This is a genomic window from Sphingobacterium sp. UGAL515B_05, from assembly GCF_033097525.1.
Taxonomy (GTDB): Bacteria; Bacteroidota; Bacteroidia; order Sphingobacteriales; family Sphingobacteriaceae; genus Sphingobacterium.
The window spans coordinates 3,391,838-3,411,640 of the sequence record NZ_CP109907.1; the positions used below are offsets into that span (position 1 = coordinate 3,391,838).

The window sequence follows — 19,803 nt, forward strand, 5'->3', positions numbered from 1 at the left end:
TGGATCATAAAACAAAACTGTCATCCAAATTAGAATACTTTTGGAATTTTAAAAATGAATGGAAAAAATATGTTGATTATTTTCAAATTGATAATCAACAGTCCAGCCTTGATACCGGGCGATTTCGGTAATAATTGCCAGCCCTAAACCACTGCCTTGGCTGTTTTTCGAAAGTTTGGAAAACCGTTTGAATAAAAGTATTTTATCCAAGGGCATTGAACCGGGATTATATACCGTTAAAGAAGTTTGATTGAGATGTACAGCAAGTGTATCGTTGGCATTGCTGTAACGTATGGCGTTCAGGAGTAGGTTGTTGATCAGGATTTCGGTCAGACTGCTGTTTCCTGTCAGCAGCACCGACGGTTGGATCTCCTGTTGCAGTCGTAGCTGTTTTAGCTCCAGATGTTCTTGCATGACTTCAATACTTTGTGTAACAAGCGAGTCCATACTGATTTTTTCGGAATGATCGAATTGACTGTTGTCAATCTTGGCGAGCAGCAGCAGGTTGCGGTTGATTCGCGTGCTGCGTGAAAGCGCTTTATGCATATCTTCAAAGAGCTGATACTGCTCATCGCTTAGATCAGGGTACTGCAATAAGATATCTAACTTATTTTTTAGGATTGCCAAGGGTGTTTGTAATTCATGAGAAGCATTTTCAGTGAATTCCTTTTGTGATCGGTATACGGCCAGGTTTTTTTCAAGAAGCTTGGATAAGGATTGATTAAGCTCATGGAACTCTATGGTGTCTGTTTGCTGAAAGTCAACCTGTTGTTGACTATTGAGATTAAATGCCTTCAACTTATCAACGGTATCTCGAAATGGTTTCCAGAGCCTAAGTGATATTTTTCTGGAGATAATAAGTAGACCAATGACCAAGATAACAAAGAAAAACAGCGTTGTTGCGGCGATGGCGGCGATGGTTTCTACAGATTCTTCAATATTTGTTTGTACGGTAAAACGATAAGGCGCACCATTGATCTGAATGACAGATGATAGGCATCTAAATCGGTCAATTGTCTTTGGCTCGACAAAACGCTGCGGTTTTTCGATGGTATACACGCTATCTTGCAATAAATCGCCCGGTTTTACGCGATGTATATTGGTTTCAGGTTGTATGGTATTCCATAAAGCGATGCTGGCTTCGAGCTTGTCTTCGGAGAGTTTTAAAATGTTCAGTTCGTAGGTTGTTTTTTTGACGATAATTTCGTTATGTTCGTCTAATTCACTTTTCCATATCCCGTCGATTACAAAATAATAAACAGGAATACTGACACCTAGTACGATCAATACATAGAGTAGAAATGGGGTTGTTATTTTGCTCAGTAGGGGTTTCATCTCACTATTTTTAATTTTCCCATTTGTAGCCCGTACCGTATACCGTTTTGATATAAGATTGACTTCCGGCGTCCTGTAGTTTCTTTTTTAAATTTTTGACATGAGCATAGACAAAGTCATGGTTGTCGAGCATATCAGCAATGTCGCCAGACAAGTGTTCCGCTAAGGTGCTTTTTGAAATCACTTTATTTTTGTTGCCGATAAAAAACATCAGCAGATCGAACTCTTTTTTGGTCAATACAACAGGAAGATCATTGACAATAACAGTTTTTGCCAGTAGATCAATCTGTATTTCGTTTTGTACAACACTATTTGAGCTGTTGAATTGTTTGCGACGGATCAGGGAATAGATTCGTGCTGTGAGTTCAGATAAATGGAAAGGCTTCGTTAGATAATCGTCGGCCCCCAATTGTAGCCCATGAATTTTGTCGTCCAGTGCATTTTTTGCAGAAATGATGATCACACCGTCCTGCTTTCGCTGCGTCTTCAACTCTTCGAGTAGTTTTAGACCATTTCCATCTGGTAGACCGATGTCAAGTAAGATACAGTCGTACTGATATAACTGAATTTTGTCCAGAGCATCCTTCAAAGTTGGCGCAAATTCGCATAAATACTGTTGCTCGCTAAGGTATGTTGCGATGCTTTTGGCCAGCTCCAATTCGTCTTCTATGATCAAAATCTTCATGTGGTAAAGATAGAATTTCAATTTAGTAGAAATTTAGAATTTATTCCGCAATGATCTATCAATTTTGTTCATTTTTATTTCTTGTCCTACGACAAGTGTAATCGCTATTGAAACGTGTAATTTTAGTATAAATCAGTTATTTAGTGTTTTAAAAAAATCAAAACGAAATGGATAAACCGAAATCATTAAAATTAGAAATCATCATTCCTGCTTATCGTATGCACAGTCAAATTTTTCTGAACGCGTTGGATGGCGTTTCGGAAGAAGATGCTTTAAAACGAATTGATGCACAGACCAACCATATCGTATGGATGGCGGGTAATTTTGTAAATGTGCGATATGCTATGGCGCATGTTCTTGGGCTTCAGGAAAATGATCCTTACCATGAGCTATTTTTTATGGGAAAGACACTCGATGAAGGTTATCACTATCCCAGTGTGCTGGAATTAAAAGAAAATTTTAAATCGATATCACCGAAAGTCTATGCTGCTTTGCTGCAAGTGGAAGATACGCAGCTGGCTGAACTATTTAAAATTAATATGAATATCCCTTTTATTGAGGAGGATAAGCTAAATTTCATCGGGATGTGTATTGGACGGGAGGATTATCTGGCCGGTCAGATTGCCTTGATGCGAAGGTTGCTGCACTATCCGGGCATGAAATACGATATTGACGAAAAAATACAGTACTAAAAGAAAAAATCGAGTACTAAAAATAGAAACTCAAGATCGGCCGCTGCTTAAAACGTCCGATCTTGAGTTTTTTAAGTATGAACCTGGTCGCATGATCTGTCTGCGCTAAAAAGTCAATATGTTGGTTATACCTAGAAATAAAGCTTACTCGCTACCTTTTATCGTCAATATAACACCTGAATATTTCTCGTGTTCTTTACCAATATAAAGCAGATCGACTTTTTTTGTCGCAGCATCCTCGAGCTGTTTTTTCAATAGATTTAAATCCATTTTTTCTGTTTTTTCCTGCCATTCATCGGTCGATTGAGGCTTGAACGAAGCGATATTCTTCATGTCAAAAAGTGCGGAATTTGTGTCGAGCTGCTTTGAACGATGTATAAAAATAGTGTCACCCACGATTTTATCAATTTTTATCCAACCTGCGGGAAGTCCATCAATGCTGTTACCATCCTGATCGGTAAAAAAAGTAGCACCATAAAGCTGGCCTGCCTTTAGTTGCTTCAAATTATCGATCATCTGACCCACTGCTTTTTCCTGTTGTTGATTTCCCAATTTATTCTTAACCCCATAAATGACTGCCCAGATAAGGATTGCCGCAGTGACAATTAGAAATCCTTTCCATAACTGAAAATAGGGGATGCTATACTGACTTTTGAACGCTTTGATCTCTGCTTTTAATTCATCTGAATAATTCCGTGCGTGAATCAATTTTCCCTGTTCGTCGTAAAGTCTGGAAAGTTTGACAAATCCACCGCCAAAAGGTAGGCCTATAAACCGACGGGCTGGCGTAATAATCTGTAAGGTGAAATTTCTTGGCGCGTTTTCTTTTTTTAAGGTTGCTGTTACCGTTTTTTCTGCTAATACAAAGTCGTAGATACTGAAAATAAAAAACATAGTCTGTCGTGATTTTTAATGAAGAACTGAGGGAAGGATTCCGGATCAGTTCGGCTTCATGAGCAATGAAGCATAAAAGCAAAATTAAAAGAAATAAATAAAAATCAATAAAAAGACCCAGGCATTGCAAGAAAATTTCGATTTTTGAAGGGTACATTTTTGAAAAGCAATAAGATCAAATGGATTTAATACGCTGTGCCTTTCAGGAGGCTGACAATATAAACCGAAATGTGCGGTATAAAATATGATAAACCTAAAACTGAGTTTTATTTTGATCTGTGTAACAAGTGTTGTTATGGGGCAAAAAATGGATAAATCAAAATTGGATAGCACCATTGCAGGCTATTACAAAGACCCGGCAGCTCCGGGGATTAGCTGTGCAGTTAGCCAAAATGGTCGTCTTACTTATCGTTATGCAATTGGACGTGCAGATTTGAAGGAAAAACGTGCAATCACATCCAGTTCACATTTTCGCCTGGCATCGGTAAGCAAACAGGTGACTGCACAGGCGATATATACCTTAGTGATTCAAAAGCGTTTAAAACTAGAGGATCCATTGTCCCTTTTTTTTGAAGATCTGCCTGTCGCACTGAAAGATATTACTGTAGCACAGCTTCTGCAACATACATCCGGAATCTGGGACTATGAAGAGCTTATTCCGAAAGAGAGGAAAGATCAGGTATCGGATAAGGATGTGCTGAAGTATATCCGGCAGACTGATCGTTTATATTTCCCTTCGGGAAGTCAATTTCGCTATAGCAATACGGGCTATTGTCTTTTATCGCTGATTGTTGAGCAAGTGGCAAAAAAATCCTTTGCTTCCTTTGTCAAAAGTCACTTGTTTGAACCCCTAGGTATTAGCAAGGGATTGGTCTATGAACCGGGCACGACGGTTGATGAACGAGTCTACGGTTATCATCCGACAGAAGGCTCCTACCTGTTTGCCGATCAGAGTGTGACAAGTGCGACACAGGGGGATGGGGGTGTTTATCTATCTGCTGAGGAATATCATACATGGGCCAATTTTTTGGTAAAAGATCGGTTAATACAGCCGGGACTGGAGCAATTGTTCGATCAAATGGCCTACCCGGTAAAGGATGGAATAGCGTATCATTTCGGCTGGTTTATTCAAAAAAATGCAGGCCATAAAATCCTGTTTCATTCAGGTGAATCTACCGGGTTTCATCATATCGTATATATTGATGTACAGAAAGACCTTGTGGTTTCACTTTTTAGCAATCGTGATGATTTTATGATCGGTGAAGCATTTGATGCCATCCTTAAAACAATGGGTATCAGCAAACCGGTATTGAATGGACAGCATCGTTCAACTTTTGCATGGTTGAACGGAGTATATGCGAATGAGTGAAAGAGGGACGCGGATTGAAATATGCATAAACAACAAATCGTCGCAGCTTCACCTGCGACGATTTGTTGTTTAGGAAGAGACCTATTTTAAAAAGTCGGGCGATTGATAGGCCGGATTGGGATAGGTATAGAACCCTTCCCCAGTAGCGACGCCCAATTTGTTTTTGTCTATAAAATGCTCTTTGAGATAGGCCACTGTTTTGATCTTTAAAGGATCATTTGTTGCATCGGCGCTCATTTTATTGATATTATAAGCTGTTGTGATGCCAACGATATCGAGTATGCCGAAGGGGCCTGTTGGCGCCCCAGTGGCAACCATCCAGGTTTTGTCGATCGTTTGGGCATCCGCCACTTCGTTGACCAAAAGATCTGTTGCCGCCGAAAGTAATGGGACAAGTAAGGAGTTTACAATATAGCCAGGCTGCTCCTTATGCAGTGGGAGGGCAACCATGCCAATGGATTTTGCAAAGTTTACAACCTGCTCAAATACAGTTTTGTCTGTACCCGGATGGCCCATAATTTCTGCTGTATTGTGCTTCCAGATTTCATTGGCAAAATGTAGCGCCAGGAACTTCTCTGGACGGCCGGTTTCTTGGGCAAATTGACTTGGTAGCAAGGTTGAGGAATTTGTGGCAAAAATGGTTTTCTCCGGAGCCACTTTCGCTAACTCCTGATAGAAGCCAATTTTAATGGCTGGGTTTTCGGGAACAGCTTCGATAAGAAGATCTGCGTTTGCTACCGCCGCGGCCAGATCTGAACTATAACTGAGCCTGTCAAAGGTTGAAGCCAGTTGTTCTTTACTCGCATGAAGATCTTTCTCGAATGCCTGCGCCAAAATATCAAATTTTGCTGCAGCTTTTTTAAGTACATCGTCGTTGATGTCGTATACAGTGACATGATAGCCATGAAATGCTGTTTGGAAAGCGATTTGATAGCCTAAAACCCCACTGCCAGCTATCGTTATATTTTTAAAGTCCATGATGTTATTGTTTTTTCAATTCGTAAAAATCTGCGCCACGGAATCATGGCGCAGGTTGTGATCCCTATCCTTTAATTCCTTTTAACCAATCTTTGAATTTGGTGATCTGCTCTGTCAGGAAAGATTCATGGTCTTCTTGTTCCTCAGAACCGATAGGTAGGATATGTTCAAAATAAGTGCCTTTTAGCATTTTACGTAGTAAGCCTTCGCCCACAAATGGTTTGTCATCATTTAATGTTTTGGCTGCTTTCAAAAGATGGCGGATGTCATATTGTAGGGGATTGATATCCGGAACCTGCTTGTTTAAGTTCAGCAGTTCGTATACCGCAATACGTGCGGTACGTACCGAGCTTTCCATGGTAAAGACAACGTCATTGTTGGTTTCCACAAACTGACCGATCAAGCCCAGGTTTTTACATCCTTCAGGTACGACTCTCGGACGGTCGCCTTTTGCTCTTGGCATAAACATCGAGGTGATGTAAGGCATGAATGTCGTACGTACAATCGTATTTTTGATAACATCGTCCAGTTGATCAATAATGCCCAAATGGTGACATAGTTCGGCTAGAATTTCATCTCCGGTACATTGTGGCATTGGCTTTTTGATGTAATTTCCTTCTTTATCCATAAATAAGGCATATACCCATAAGACAAGAACATCATCCGGTTGGCCAGGGAAATGTGGCTGTCTATTACAGGTGAAACTCATCAACCAATCGGAATCGGTAATGGTAATAATACCACCAGTAACAGTTTTGCCGGAATAAGGGTCGTTGACGGAATATTCTTTTAATTTTTCGACTAAAGCCGAAGGTTTACAGGTCAGGGTCGCAGACTCCCATGCTGATTTTTCGATGTTACTGCAGAACTTTTCGGGTTTACCAAAGATGGCGGATTTGGCAGCCAGATTTTTCCAGAGTTTCCAGCCTGCACTTTGACCGCTGCTGCTGTTGTCGATAGCGATGATCGGTGCATTTTTGTTGTCCCCGTAGAAGGTATCTTCTGTCATTGATCCAGTTGTCACAATGACGAAGTCGTCTTTTCCGATTGGAATTTTTACCTCTTTACCGTCTTGTTCTGTAATCAGGGCCTCCACAACTTTTCCATCGGTATTGCTTTGGATATCCAGGTCTTTGACCAATACATTGAATCGAATGTTTACACCTTTGCTTTGAAGTACTTTACGCAAAGGGGTCACAAAGGTGTCGTATTGATTGTATTTCGGGAATACAAGGGATGAAAGATCATTCAATCCGTCTATCGCATGTAAAAAGCGATGCATGTACAATTTCAGCTCAAGTAAACTATGCCAGTTTTCGAAAGCGAACATGGTACGCCAGAAGGTCCAGAAATTGCTGGATAAAAATGACTCGCTGAAGTAGTCTTCGATGGTTAAGTCATCTAGATCTTCTTTATTTTTGAGGAGCAATCGAATGATGGCCAGCTGATCCATTTTGCCCAATCCAAACTTGCTGAAGTCTTTTATCTCACCAAGTTTATGAATAAGCCTTGCTTTGGAGTAGTTGGAGTCGTTGTCATTGATCAAGCGGTACTCGTCCAGAACACTGTAAGGGGCAGGCATTTCCAATGCAGGAATGTCCTGAAACATATCCCAAAGATTTTCGTAGGTCATATCCATTTCCCTACCACCGCGGATGACATAGCCGTCGGTTGCATTACCGGCGCCATCTAACGAGCCGCCTTCCACATGGAGCTGTTCAAGGAATGTAATGTTTTCAGCAGGAACATGACCATCCCGGATAAAATAGTAGGCTGCAGACATCCCTGCTATACCACTTCCGACGATGTAGATTTTGCTGTCTTTATATGATTTTGGTGGAATACCTTTATTGCGTTGATAATTTCCGATCTGATCAGAAAAGGGCATCGATTTTTTCGGTGTGTTACGTTGTTGTTCTTTGCTTGAATCAGGTTCATGATTTACATTTCCATATTCAGCAGATGCATTTAATACGTTGTCGAATTTTGAGGTGATTTCTTTCATGATTCTTATGTTTTTTAATTCTTGAGTAAAGTTACTAAGACCACCTTAATCATTTGTGCCCTCAAATTCGCTATTGTTCTACCGAATTTCCTCTATCTACATATTTTGTCGCTTTCTGTATTCAGAAGGCGATAAGGTGGCGTATTTTTTGAAAAAACGACCAAATGCGGAGATGGAATTAAATCCGATTTCATAAGAAATTTCTGAGATTGTCTTTTCGGGATTCCCGAGTAGCACATAGGCTTCTTTAAGTACATGCTCATCAATAATTTCATGTGGCGTTTTACCTGATGCTCTTTTAACAACCTGAATGAGGTATTTGTTTGAAATAAATAACTGGTCGGCGTAATATTGTACCTCTTTGTATTGGTTGCTATGTCGCTGAACCAGGTCTATAAACTTATAGAACAAGTTGTTGGTCTCCTGTACACTCTCCATTGTATCTTGGTCTTTAGATGCCAGTTCGTCGGCGATTTCTAACAGGAGATTGAAAATAACCGTGCGGATGATATCTGCTGTAAAGTGCGTTGTTCTTAAAGTAACTTCTTTGAGGTAGTCTATTAATTTTAAGAGCTTGTCAATTTGTTTGTCTTGGGAAATGACTATGGTAAAGGTTGAATTTTTAAAAAGCCCCAGTTGTTCGATAAAGAATGGATTGACAATATGTTTAAGCAGGAATGCTTTGTCAAAAAAGAGCAGCTTCATTCTAAAGTCGGGGCTGACCTGCGAAAACCGGAAAATTGTTGTTGGGGCGGATACGAGGATGTGATTTGTCGAGATATGGTATTCCTGATTGTCTACCTGAATATTGATATCGCCCGCCGTACAGATACAGATGGCATAATAATCAATACGAAAAGCATTGCTTGGGTATTCAAAAATCGGATTTCCAGAAGAAATATAATAGGGGCGGTGGCAATTTACGCCAAAGAATGATAAGGTATCTTGAAGACTTTCGTGTGTGTGATCAGTTGTTTTTACCTTAAACTTCATTGACTTTTTGTTCGGCTTGGGCATATACAGTTCCTATTGTTTTAAATATTCGAATGGGTTTTGTTTATTCGGATGCTGTCCGTTTGCGCATGAGTTTTTCTGTGGCAATATCGTCTTCTATCCCGATGAAGAAACTTTTGAATCCGAATTTGTTCAGTAGTCGTCTCGATGCGGTGTTATCGGGATCAATGATACCAATCACATCTTTACCTGGATTTAATGTTGTGGCAAGGGCTAGCATCGACTCGCAAATCTGTGTTCCCAGCCCCTTTCCCCAATGTTCTTTGCGCAGCAAATAACCAATTTCGAATACACTTGGATCTTTTTTGTAATTAACAAGCTTACAGTCGCCTAAAAGCTTAAGTGTATCCGCTTCGATTACTTTAAAATAGCCTAAATCAGGATCCTTGTTAATTGCTAGAATCGAATCGAACTTTTTCCGGGCCTGCTCTTCGGACAATCCTTTGCCGGTAATGTATTTCATGACATCATCCGCTTTAACCAAGTCGTGGAAAGCGTCAAAATCTTCCGGGAGATATTTTTTGAATAGAAGTGTATTGTACATGGCTAATGCGTTTATTTACAAGATAAGGTTGTTTTCTCTTAAATCAAATTATCGGAACCTAAATCATCATCTTTCTGTATTATTTAACTTTTTCATGATTTTAGTTCTCCAATTTAACTTACATTGCCTTTCTGTAAAGCAGAAGGAAGCTTTTATAAGAATGTTTTCGTGGATTCAGCCTACAGGGGAAAAGGTGTTGGGACTGTGGCAATGCAACATGTACTGGATAAGCTGCAGGTGTATAAAGTTGATGTCAATGAGCAAAATCAGCAGGCTGTTGATTTTTATCTGAAAAAAGGATATCAGCTTATCGGGCGCTCAGCTGTAGATGGTATGGGCAAATCCTATCCGATCTTGCATTTACATCACGAGCGCGCTATCAATGGATTGAAATAGTATTAATAAAATGAAATAACTCATGATACAAGGTTTATACGAAACGCATATTCAGGTGCGTGATTTAGCTAAATCGGTCGCATTTTATACGGAGGTATTGGGATTACGTGTGGCACATCGCGATCCGACACGTCCTATTGTTTTTTTATGGATCGGAACCGGCAAAGACTATATGTTGGGGCTATGGCAGGAAGAAACAAACTTTCAACCGAGACATTTTGCTTTTAGAGCGGATAAAGAAGATATACTGAATTACGCTGTGGACTATCTGAAAACACGTGACCTGACACCTTATAATTTTTTAAAAGATGGGATCGAAGCACCGATGGTCTTTGCATGGATGCCGGCATTGGCCATTTACTTTAATGATCCGGATGGCAACCAATTGGAGTTAATCGCAGTTTTGGAAGGGGAGGGTAGGCCCGAACTGGGCGTGCTGTCTTACGCCGATTGGATCGATCGTACAACACAATAAGTCGCTTTTTCGCGACTTATTGTGTTGAATTCCATTCTTCGGCAAGGATAGCAAAGACCACATCATCTTCCCATTGACCATTATGGAAATAGCTTTTTACAAAATGAGCTTCCTTTCGGAATCCCAAACTTGTTAAAAGCTGCATGGATGCCTTGTTTTCTGGAGCTACCGAGGCCGTGATCCGATGTTTATGATACTGACGGAACAGGACCTCTATAACTGTTTTCAGTGCTTCTTTGGCATAACCCTGTTGCTGGCATTCTTTTTTTATGGTACAGCCCAATTCCACCTGCAGGTGTTCAGTACCAAAAAAATGAACGCCAATATCGCCGATTACAGCGTTTGTTATTTTGTCGGTCATAACGAGCTGAAACCAGGACTCTTGTTCATTGAATGTGCCCGGATTTTTCGCAATAAATGCATCGACTTCTGCCAAGGATTCTGGAATCCAGCCCTGGTATTTATTGGTTTCTTTATCCGAGCGGTAACCGAATACGGCCTGACTGTCTTCCGCCATAATGGGCCGAATCGCTAATCTTTCTGATTCAATATGCATGACTTAACGTTTTGAAAATCTAGTTATCGCTTCTTCGCGCGTACCTACAAAATTGATTCTTTTTGATTTATTGCTTTCGTAGATAAAATCGTTTAAACTTTTGCTGTTGTATTTGGAGAAATCGCCAACGATCGCAATGTCAAAGCCATACTGCGTATATTTTTGAAGAATTTCACCGGCAAGTTTTGTTTTAAGTTCGAAGAAATCGTCTGTGATGTTCTCTTGATAAAGAATTGCTTTGTATGCTTCTTGCGCGCGAGAGTCGACCATAATCTGTAGACCATCGTCGAGATTATGAATAAAGACGCCCGAACCTTTAACTTCAGCAATGTTTTCGTCACCTAATTGAATAATAGTGATTTCCATTTTTTTTGTTGTGTAGTTTTAAAAATAAATTTGTGGGACCATATTCCATGATCCAGTGCTCTACGTTGGGATATCCTGTTGGAAATGATCCGAGATAGTGGGTATACAGCTTTTAACCTGCAAATTCTTTCAGCATATTAATTGTTGGACAGAAGAACAGGGAGCCGGTATGGGCCGTACTAAAGTCCAGTATTCTATCGTAATTTCCCTCAGGTTCACCAATAAACATTCTTTTCAGCATCAATTGTACGGTACTGAATGTGCTGGCGTAAGCGATAAAATAGGTTCCCATTTCATTTGTTGCGATTTGCCCAAAAGGCATATTGTCGCGAACAATTTTCAGATCGTCACCGACATTGGCTAGGGCCGAATGTGAATTAGTCGGTTTTTCATCGTCGCCCATCTCAATATCGTTTGCTTTGCTTCTGCCGATGACCTTCTCCTGCTCAGCAACAGGTAGGGAGCGCCAGGCATTCATGTCATGAATATATTTTTGTACAAATAAATAGCTTCCGCCCTTATAGGCTGCATCCTCATCACCAACGATACCAAAGAAAGCACGATCCTCACCGAGGGGATTTTCTGTTCCGTCGACAAAGCCCAAGATACTTCGGCCGTCCCAATATCTGAACCCATGAACTTCCTCTTTGCAATCGGCAACGGGACGTAATAAGGCTGCAATTTCGGTGGCCATGTCAATGCAATAGCTTTTCTCATAAGCGCGAATATGGAAATGTAAATCTCCGGGGGTAGCTACAGCAATATGTTTTTGACCGATGATAGGTTCGAACGGAACCAATTCCTTTGGCATAGGTTCGTTGAGTTCCAGCTTTTTCCAGGCATGGTGGCTTATGCCCAATACCACGCTGGCTTTTACAAGATTTGAACGTACCTGTGCCGAATTATTGAGATTGACAACCAATGCGCATAAGCGTTGGAAGACATCCTTAATGACCACATTTTCGTGGAAATTCCATACCATAAACACCGTATTGTTGCTCGGTGTATCGATGACATTTTGGGCCTGATGATCCATAAGATAAGTTGTTGTGTGTTGTACAGCCTTGCTAAGCTACAAATAAAATCGGTTGTACGGATAGACTTTTTGCTTACTTAAATGCGGTTTTTTGATATAGTTTGACGATTTCATCAATGACCAGATCCGGTTCGTCATAAAAGACATGATGCTCCGCATTTTGAGCCAAAAGATAACGTCTATTGTTTTTTTGATCTGCAAATTTTTTAAGGGCAGCAATAAATAAACTGCGATCGGGTTCTTCAAAAGGCGATTTTCCTGAACCAATGACAGTCATGGGGACATTGATTTTTCCTGCAACCTCGTGTAAAACAGCCGTTGATGCTTCGTAGTTTAAAACGAGATGATAGAACCCTAAGCTTTCTTTTTTGATGTTATCAAGCTCACTGGCATATTCTTTCTTCAACGATTTGGATCGTTCCATGGTCATAAGATATGGGGATACAATATCGATCATTACTGTGCCGACAACCTGACCGGGATTGGTCGTTATAAATTTCATCGTATAGTTACCACCGAAGGAATGGGCAACAAGCCAGCCCTATCATAGGTAATTAAAGGTGCACCCAATTTGCTCGATAGCGGTTCCAATAACTTTCTCCAAACGGAACCATCATTTCCCGCTCCAGATTCAAAGACAATGGGGATACCTTTTCCTTCCATTACAGTAAAATGAAGGCTATGGTTGCCTACATTGATCATGGTATCCCTGAGCTGTGCTTTTACGGCCAGCCCGGGGAGTGTCAGTAGGAGGAAAACGGATAAAAGGAGATTATACTTTAGCCCGTACATCGTTCATTTTAAGTGTCATGCTTGTCGCTTCTGTCTCGATCCATTGGCTGTATTCGGCGATAGCCTGTAAGCGAAGTTCGTCGGAGATATACCCTTCCGTAACCATTTGTCGCGATTGGGCGACTTTGTTCCAGATGGCCAGATTGGTATCAAAGTTTGCTTCTCCTTTTTTGTAGGTCTGATCGGCATGGATAACCTGAACCGAATGGAAGCCTGCTTCTTGGAGCAGTGCAGCGACCTCATCAGCAACACGATTGTTCATACCTGCATCTGCTCTCCATTTCAGGAAAGTATGGTAAAATGTGAGCATGCTTTCCGGAGGGGCGGGGTTCCATTCAATGGCCGTGTGATTGTAGTCTAAAATTGAGATTTGTCCTCCGGGTTTTAACCAGGATTTAAATAAGCCCAATGCCCGGGGAATATCACTTAACCATTGCATGGTGCGCGCTGTTATAATCAGGTCGAACGGATGTGGAGGCTGATAATCAAAAATATTGCTGCAGACCAGGTTCAGATTTTGGGTGCTACCATAAAGCTCATTGCCACTGTCGATAAAAGACGGTGTATTATCGAGCCCGGTTATCGTTCCGTCGCCGATATAGCTTGCTACCTCATTGGTGAGCGTTCCAGTACCACAGCCTACGTCCAAGATTTCCATGCCAGGAGACAGTAAGGGAATAATCGTTCTATAATCGGAGGATAATGTTCTTCTTTCAAATATCTTATTGGCCTGTTGATCTTTTCTGTCGATAAATTTCTCTTTCATTGGATTGGGTTTAGTTGACTGTAAATATAGCTTTTGCTTTCCGGTTAAAAAAACTTCTATTCGTTAACCGTTGTTGTTACGCTAATCAGACCAACAGTTGAGTATATTCCTTGATTTGTTTATGGTTACTATCAGTCGAATATCCTATTCTCCATTAAGAAGGATATCGTAGTCTTTTTACAAGGTATTAACAGGGGGTTAACTGGGGAGCTACCCCTGCTAACCCCCTGTTATCCCCCTGTTAACCCCCTGTAATATCTCTGTTATTAGGGAACCTGATATAAAACAATTTCAAACCTGTATCGGGCGATAAAAGACGGCCATTTACTGCTTTATGACGATTATGTACTATTTTGATAGAAACAGCCATACTTTGCGATTAATACGCTAATTAGAAAATTATTTCAGGTCGTTTCCTGTTTTTTTAATAATAGTTTTTTATATTGTTATCAATAGTATTTGTGCCGTTGCAATTACACTAAGATATCCTGATATTATGCGAAAAGTATTCAAAATTCACATGCTAATGTATTGTGCTGTTTTTCTTTCAGCCTGTTCTTCCAACTATCTCATGACATTCAATGGGGAGAATGTAAAAAAAGATGAAGACAAGGGAACGTTTTCATTTAATAATGATACAGTACAAATTGATTATTCCTTTGCCGACAGAGATGGTCGAATTTACCTTCGAATAGAAAATAAAATCGATAAACCGATCTTATGGGATCTTAAAAATTCGGCCATGGTTATTAATGGTAAAACGCAAGGCTATTCTGCTGAACAAGCTGCTTTTAATGGAAAGATGAATGCTTCGGTTTCCGATATAAACGCTAGTAAATCCACTATATTCAATGATGCTTGGGTGAACGGTTCTATCACAGGATTGGTAAGTTTGCCTAAAGATGTGGTACTTATCCCACCACATGCCTATGTAGATGGGCATTATTTTGATTTTAAAAACGATGTTAAATCCATTGTACGATCATCCCAAAAAGAAAAAGTGTATATGTATGATATGAGTGGCGAGAGTTTTGCGGTAAAACTTGCTCGATTTGAAGGCGCTGACTCACCTTACAGTTTACGTAGCTATTTAAGTTATTCGATTTTAGAAGATGGTAAAGCTATTGTTAAAACTACGGAACAAAAATTTTATGCGGCACAGCTCTGGCAGACCGGTTCAGTAGCCCTTAATAATATTATTGAACTGTATAATAAGCGCGGAGACGTGCTGGCTGTTAAGGAAAAAAAGGGGCAGGGGGCAATGCTTGTAGGAGGTGCCTTGGCGTTAACTGCGGCGGCAGCAGCGATAGACCCAAAAGCGGCTGAATAATGCTTGTCAAAAAGGCAATTCAAATACGCTGTTAAAGGCTGTCCAACCCTTTAAATTTAGGGGCATTTAAATTAGAAAGACCGAATAAATTAGAAAGACCGACCCCATTACAACTGGGGTCGGTCTTTCTTTTGTTTAGGAATTAGGAGAAGTCCTATTTGACTGATGTACCGTCTATAATCTCTTCATCCGCTTTGCTGACCAATTTGGTGTCTTGTTTTAAGTCACCAAATATTTCGATCTGACCATCGATGCTACGTCCTTTCTGTACAGGAATACGTTGTGTTTTGTTCGAAACAACAGCAATCACAAAACTTCCTTCGCCCGAAGTAAATACGGCTGATTTCGGTACAACAAAAGTACTATCCTGCGATGTTAAAGGCAATTCGACCTCTGCAACCATGCCCGGCAATAACTTGTTGTCGATATTGTTAATGTCAATTTCTACCCGTTCGGATCTTAATCGGCTGTCCAGGGCACCCGATTTACGTGCGATCTTACCCGAGAAGGTTTGCCCAGGCAATGATTTGACAGTAAATTGTAAGGGCTGGTTTTCGGTCAGGAAACCCGAATATTGTTCCGGAACAGCAACGGCTAACCTCAGTTTACGTTGCTGTTGAATGGTCATGATGGGCATTTCCGAGCCACGGCCAGCAGGACCAACATAGGCACCCTGATTGACATTTCTTGTTGCGATTACACCGTCGAAGGGTGCTCTGATTTCCAAATAATTCAACAGGTTTTGTACCTCTGCGTAGGCCGATTTAGCGGCTTGGTACTGCGCAAAATCAGCATTCTTTTTTGACTCAGCAACCTCAAGATCCAGTCTAGCCACCGTTCCCTCTACTTTGCTGGTTTCGAAGAGTCTGTCGTAAGTGCTTTTTGTAGCCATATAGACCGCCTCCTGTGATTTCAGCCGCGATTTGGCTGCTGACAGCTGTGAACTCAATTCGGGAGCCTCCAATACAGCCAATAGTTGACCGGCATGCACTTTACTTCCGATGTCCACGTTAAGACTTTTGACGTAACTGCTGACCTTGGCGTAAATCTCGACCTGCTGGAATCCCGTGATTTCCCCGGGGATCTGCATTTTATTTGTTAATTTCTGTTTGGTGGGTACAAATGTCTCCATTGCCGGAGCTGCAGCTTCGGGACTTTCTTTTTTTGCATTTTCCTCGGCAGCCGAATGGCATCCTGTTAAGGATGCGATCAGGCCGGCGATAGCTAATATTTTGAACAAATTATTTTTCATGTTTTATAGATTATACTGCTTTTACGATAAAGGTTTTAATGCCGCAATATAGTGTTTACTTTCTTTGTCTTCAGGATCTAATGAGATCGATTGTGTACTGCTTTTTTCTTGCGCCCAAGCAAATATAAGCGGTAAGATGACGAGTACGGCAAATGTTGAAAATAGTAATCCTCCAATTACGGCTCTACCGAGTGGTGAAACCTGTTCGCCACCTTCACCATGACCAATGGCCATCGGGAGCATACCGACAATCATGGCCAAACTGGTCATGATAATAGGCCGAAGTCGTAAGGATGCTGCCTCACGCGCTGCAGCTAGGGCATCGCCATTATGCCGACGGATATGTTCGGCATTGGTGATGAGCAAAACAGCGTTCGCAATGGATACACCCACCGACATGATAATCCCCATGTAGGATTGTAAGTTGAGGGTAGATCCGGTTAACAACAGCAGAAGCAATGAGCCCAGCACAACCGCAGGCACTGTGGTGAGCACAACCAGAGAAACTTTGAACGACTGAAAGTTAGCCGATAGCATCAGGAATATAACGATAATGGCTACGGCCAAACCCGATTCGAGGCTGCTCATGGTCTCTGACAATACTTTTCCAAGTCCAATTTGCTCCATCGATAAACCACGAGGAAGTTCACCAAGGGCTTTGATACTGCGCTGTACATCCTTGGAGGCTGTTTTTAAATCGGTATGATCAATATTTGCTGTAACTGATACATAAGGCATTGCACCTAAATTGTCGTTTTCGCCATAGGTGAAGGACGGTGTGATCGTTGCAACGTCGCTCAGTATTGGGCGTGCTGAATTTTTCAATAAAGGGATTTCACCGATTTCTTTCTCATCTTTCATTTTATCGATGGGAACCTGAACTTGGACGTTGTAAGAAAGTCCTGCTTTTTCATCGATCCAGGTGTTTTTTTCGGTATAACGCGAAGAAGAAGTGGAAGCGATCAGCGACCGTGTTACTTCGCTGAGATCGATACCCAGTTGTGCAGCCCGGATGCGGTCTATCTTAATATCGTAAGAAGGGTATTTAATGGATTGTGCTAATTGCACATCTCTAAAATAAGGGATGGCTTTTAGTTCCTCAATCAATTTACCGGCGTACTTCTCGTTGTTCTTTTTGTTTTTTCCTGCTATCCGAACTTCAATAGGGGTGGGCGATCCCTGACTTAATACTTTATCTGTAAGTTCGATCGGTTCAAAGGATACCTGTACATCGGGAACTGCCGCTTTCAGGCGTTTCCGGTATTCATCACGGAAACTATCCATATCGTGATGGTAGTCTTTCAGTGCAATCTGGAAAACAGCTTCATGTGGACCAGCCATGAAAAGATAGATCGGTGATACTGAAAACTGTCCGGGTGCTGACCGATATAGACAGAGGATATGCTGATATGTTCTTTCCCAACCAGTTTTTCCAGTTCGGCCAGCGCTAGTTTTGCTTTTTCTTCGGTGCGTTCGATACGCGTGCCTTCAGCCGCACGGAGGCGCATTTGGAACTGACTGGAGTTAACTTTCGGAAATACATCCTGTCCGATTGTGGAAAGTAAAATGACAACAAGACTTATTGCTCCCAGCAGATAAACTACGGTAATGGTTTTCTTCCTTTTGAACAAACGGTCGATCATTTTCATGAATCTGTTTCTGAACCGTTCAAAAATACTGATCTTTCCATCGTTGTTAAAGTCTTCCCGTTCCACCAATAGTTTCTTCTGATTTAGGGTATCCTGCTCTGATTCTACACTCAGTCCAGTTGCTGCAAATTGAGCTTCATCTGTATTTAAACCCGTAGGTTGGACCGCATGTGGCGCTTTATGCGCATGATCTTTCATAAGCCAGTTGGCCATGATAGGAACAAATGTCTGCGAAAGGAGAAAGGATATGATCATTGAAAATCCAATGGACAAAGCCAGGGGAAGAAATAACGAACCCGGGATGCCTGTCATGGTAAATGCCGGCGCAAATACGGCTAGTATACAGAGCAGGATCAATAATTTGGGTAAGGCGATCTCTTTACAGGCATCCCAGATAGCCAAGGCTTTGGGTTTGCCCATATCCAGATGCTGGTGTATATTTTCTATCGTTACCGTACTTTCGTCGACCAGGATACCAATAGCCAAGGCTAGTCCGCTGAGGGACATGAGGTTGATGGTCTGCCCGAAGAGCTTTAGAAAGAGCACGCCGGAGATCACGGATATCGGAATGGTTAGGATAACGATCAGTGCAGCTCTTCGATCACCTAAAAATAGGAGGACCATTAGTCCGGTAAGGATAGCGCCGATTGCACCTTCGGTAATCAAACTCTTTACGGAATTAATGACATAGACGGATTGGTCAAATTCATAGGATAGTTTGACGTCGTCGGGTAAATTTTCCTGAATTTTTGGTAAGGCTGCTTTTAAGTTTTGGACAACCTCCCAGGTTGAAGCATCGCCGGCTTTGGCAATACTGACGTACACGGAACGTTTGCCGTTGACCAAAGCATAGCCTGCGGTAACGTCGGCACCATCTTTTACGGTAGCAATATCGCCAAGGTAAAGATTTTGTACTCCACCTTTAAATAGCGGGATTTTTTCAAAATCTTTGACATCCTTGATGGTATTGTTCGTTGGTGTAATGTAGTTTTTGTCCTGAATACGTACGTTTCCTGCCGGAGCGGTTTGATTGTTCAGTCTTAGCGCTTCCACGACCTGATCGGGTGTCATATTGTGGCTCCGCATTAAATCGGGATCAACGTTGACCTCAATTGTACGTGGACTTCCCCCAAAAGGAGGGGGCGACAGTAGACCGGGGATTGACGTAAACGATGCCCGGACATAGACGTTGGCCAGATCTTGTAGTTCATTATTGGACCGTTTGCTACTACTCAATACCAGCTGGCCTACAGGAAGGGAGGAGGCATCAAAACGAATGATGAAAGGCGGTTGTGAGCCTGGAGGAAAGGAGGCCTGGATCCGATTGGCCAGGGCACTTAGCTCGGCTGCAGCCTGTGCCATGTTGGTGTCTTCGTAATACGATACTTTCATTAAGGTCAGACCTTGAATATTCTTGGTCTCAATAGACTTGACCCCATTGGCAAAAAGAAGGATATTGACGTAGTTTTTGGCAAAGTAAGATTCCATTTGATCCGGCGAATAGCCACCAAATGGATGGGCAATATAAATAACCGGAAGGTTCATTTTTGGCAGGATATCCACCTTGATCGATCGAACGGCACCTATGCCAAAGACAATAAGTCCCAATACGAGTACGAGGATAGATATCGGCTTGCGTAAGGCAAAACGTATTAAATTCATGTAATGT

At 41.5% G+C, this 19,803-nt stretch carries 21 protein-coding genes; 5 read left to right on the forward strand and 16 right to left on the reverse strand.

The features are described from left to right. Positions 1-48: 48 nt before the first annotated feature. Entirely contained in the window at positions 49-1,335 is a 1,287-nt protein-coding gene (locus tag OK025_RS13785; protein WP_317664527.1) for a HAMP domain-containing sensor histidine kinase, read from the reverse strand. 10 nt (positions 1,336-1,345) lie between these two features. Then, positions 1,346-2,020 (reverse strand): response regulator transcription factor, encoded by a 675-nt coding sequence (locus OK025_RS13790; RefSeq protein ID WP_317664528.1) that lies wholly within the window; start codon positions 2,018-2,020, stop codon positions 1,346-1,348. Positions 2,021-2,187: 167 nt separating this feature from the next. Between OK025_RS13790 and OK025_RS13795 the strand changes: the two genes are divergently transcribed. Continuing rightward, on the forward strand, positions 2,188-2,712 hold the full coding sequence (locus OK025_RS13795; protein WP_317664529.1) for a DinB family protein: 525 nt from the start codon (positions 2,188-2,190) through the stop codon (positions 2,710-2,712). Positions 2,713-2,856: 144 nt separating this feature from the next. Here OK025_RS13795 and OK025_RS13800 read toward each other — a convergent pair whose 3' ends face one another. Beyond that, entirely contained in the window at positions 2,857-3,606 is a 750-nt protein-coding gene (locus tag OK025_RS13800; protein WP_317664530.1) for a hypothetical protein, read from the reverse strand. A gap of 244 nt (positions 3,607-3,850) precedes the next feature. On the opposite strand from OK025_RS13800, the gene OK025_RS13805 reads away from it, so the two are divergent. Continuing rightward, a complete protein-coding gene (locus tag OK025_RS13805; protein WP_317664532.1) occupies positions 3,851-4,975 on the forward strand; it encodes a serine hydrolase domain-containing protein in 1,125 nt (374 codons plus the stop codon). An 81-nt stretch (positions 4,976-5,056) separates the two neighbouring features. On the opposite strand, the gene OK025_RS13810 is transcribed toward OK025_RS13805, so the two are convergent. The 4 genes from OK025_RS13810 to OK025_RS13825 form a co-directional block, all read right to left on the reverse strand. Continuing rightward, positions 5,057-5,953 carry a 3-hydroxyacyl-CoA dehydrogenase gene (locus OK025_RS13810; protein WP_115050007.1) on the reverse strand — a complete coding sequence of 299 codons (897 nt, stop codon included), beginning with the start codon at positions 5,951-5,953 and terminating at the stop codon, positions 5,057-5,059. A gap of 64 nt (positions 5,954-6,017) precedes the next feature. After that, entirely contained in the window at positions 6,018-7,958 is a 1,941-nt protein-coding gene (locus tag OK025_RS13815; protein ID WP_317664535.1) for an oleate hydratase, read from the reverse strand. 96 nt (positions 7,959-8,054) lie between these two features. Further along, positions 8,055-8,951, reverse strand: coding sequence for a helix-turn-helix domain-containing protein (locus tag OK025_RS13820; protein WP_317664537.1), 897 nt, complete (start codon positions 8,949-8,951; stop codon positions 8,055-8,057). Between the two features lie 64 nt (positions 8,952-9,015). Continuing rightward, positions 9,016-9,516, reverse strand: a complete 501-nt coding sequence (locus OK025_RS13825) for a GNAT family N-acetyltransferase (RefSeq protein ID WP_317664539.1) — start codon at positions 9,514-9,516, stop codon at positions 9,016-9,018. Between the two features lie 123 nt (positions 9,517-9,639). Between OK025_RS13825 and OK025_RS13830 the strand changes: the two genes are divergently transcribed. Both OK025_RS13830 and OK025_RS13835 read left to right on the forward strand, forming a co-directional pair. Further along, positions 9,640-9,912: a GNAT family N-acetyltransferase gene (locus OK025_RS13830; protein ID WP_317664541.1), complete on the forward strand. Its 273-nt coding sequence runs from the start codon at positions 9,640-9,642 to the stop codon at positions 9,910-9,912. 22 nt (positions 9,913-9,934) lie between these two features. Continuing rightward, positions 9,935-10,387: a VOC family protein gene (locus OK025_RS13835; protein WP_317664543.1), complete on the forward strand. Its 453-nt coding sequence runs from the start codon at positions 9,935-9,937 to the stop codon at positions 10,385-10,387. Positions 10,388-10,403: 16 nt separating this feature from the next. Here OK025_RS13835 and OK025_RS13840 read toward each other — a convergent pair whose 3' ends face one another. The 6 genes from OK025_RS13840 to OK025_RS13865 all read right to left on the reverse strand — a co-directional run bounded on the left by OK025_RS13840 (position 10,404) and on the right by OK025_RS13865 (position 13,903). After that, a complete protein-coding gene (locus OK025_RS13840) occupies positions 10,404-10,943 on the reverse strand; it encodes a GNAT family protein (protein ID WP_317664545.1) in 540 nt (179 codons plus the stop codon). Positions 10,944-10,946: 3 nt separating this feature from the next. Further along, entirely contained in the window at positions 10,947-11,309 is a 363-nt protein-coding gene (locus tag OK025_RS13845) for a DUF4180 domain-containing protein (RefSeq protein WP_317664547.1), read from the reverse strand. 112 nt (positions 11,310-11,421) lie between these two features. Continuing rightward, on the reverse strand, positions 11,422-12,345 hold the full coding sequence (locus tag OK025_RS13850) for a Dyp-type peroxidase (protein ID WP_317664548.1): 924 nt from the start codon (positions 12,343-12,345) through the stop codon (positions 11,422-11,424). Positions 12,346-12,418: 73 nt separating this feature from the next. After that, a complete protein-coding gene (locus OK025_RS13855; RefSeq protein ID WP_317664549.1) occupies positions 12,419-12,847 on the reverse strand; it encodes a hypothetical protein in 429 nt (142 codons plus the stop codon). After that, entirely contained in the window at positions 12,844-13,137 is a 294-nt protein-coding gene (locus OK025_RS13860; RefSeq protein WP_317664550.1) for a hypothetical protein, read from the reverse strand. The genes OK025_RS13855 and OK025_RS13860 overlap by 4 nt, the downstream gene beginning before the upstream one ends. Further along, positions 13,118-13,903 (reverse strand): methyltransferase domain-containing protein, encoded by a 786-nt coding sequence (locus OK025_RS13865; RefSeq protein WP_317664551.1) that lies wholly within the window; start codon positions 13,901-13,903, stop codon positions 13,118-13,120. Before OK025_RS13865 ends, OK025_RS13860 begins: the two co-directional genes overlap by 20 nt. Before the next feature lie 496 nt (positions 13,904-14,399). Between OK025_RS13865 and OK025_RS13870 the strand changes: the two genes are divergently transcribed. Next, positions 14,400-15,233, forward strand: a complete 834-nt coding sequence (locus OK025_RS13870) for a hypothetical protein (RefSeq protein ID WP_317664552.1) — start codon at positions 14,400-14,402, stop codon at positions 15,231-15,233. A 154-nt stretch (positions 15,234-15,387) separates the two neighbouring features. Here the strand turns inward: OK025_RS13870 and OK025_RS13875 are convergent, their stop codons facing one another. The 3 genes from OK025_RS13875 to OK025_RS26795 are packed head-to-tail and all read right to left on the reverse strand — an operon-like array spanning position 15,388 to position 19,796. Beyond that, on the reverse strand, positions 15,388-16,485 hold the full coding sequence (locus tag OK025_RS13875; RefSeq protein ID WP_317664554.1) for an efflux RND transporter periplasmic adaptor subunit: 1,098 nt from the start codon (positions 16,483-16,485) through the stop codon (positions 15,388-15,390). Positions 16,486-16,506: 21 nt separating this feature from the next. Further along, complete coding sequence (locus tag OK025_RS26790; protein WP_411567670.1) at positions 16,507-17,826, reverse strand: efflux RND transporter permease subunit; 1,320 nt, start codon at positions 17,824-17,826, stop codon at positions 16,507-16,509. Then, on the reverse strand, positions 17,787-19,796 hold the full coding sequence (locus OK025_RS26795) for an efflux RND transporter permease subunit (RefSeq protein WP_411567671.1): 2,010 nt from the start codon (positions 19,794-19,796) through the stop codon (positions 17,787-17,789). Before OK025_RS26795 ends, OK025_RS26790 begins: the two co-directional genes overlap by 40 nt. Positions 19,797-19,803: the final 7 nt, after the last annotated feature.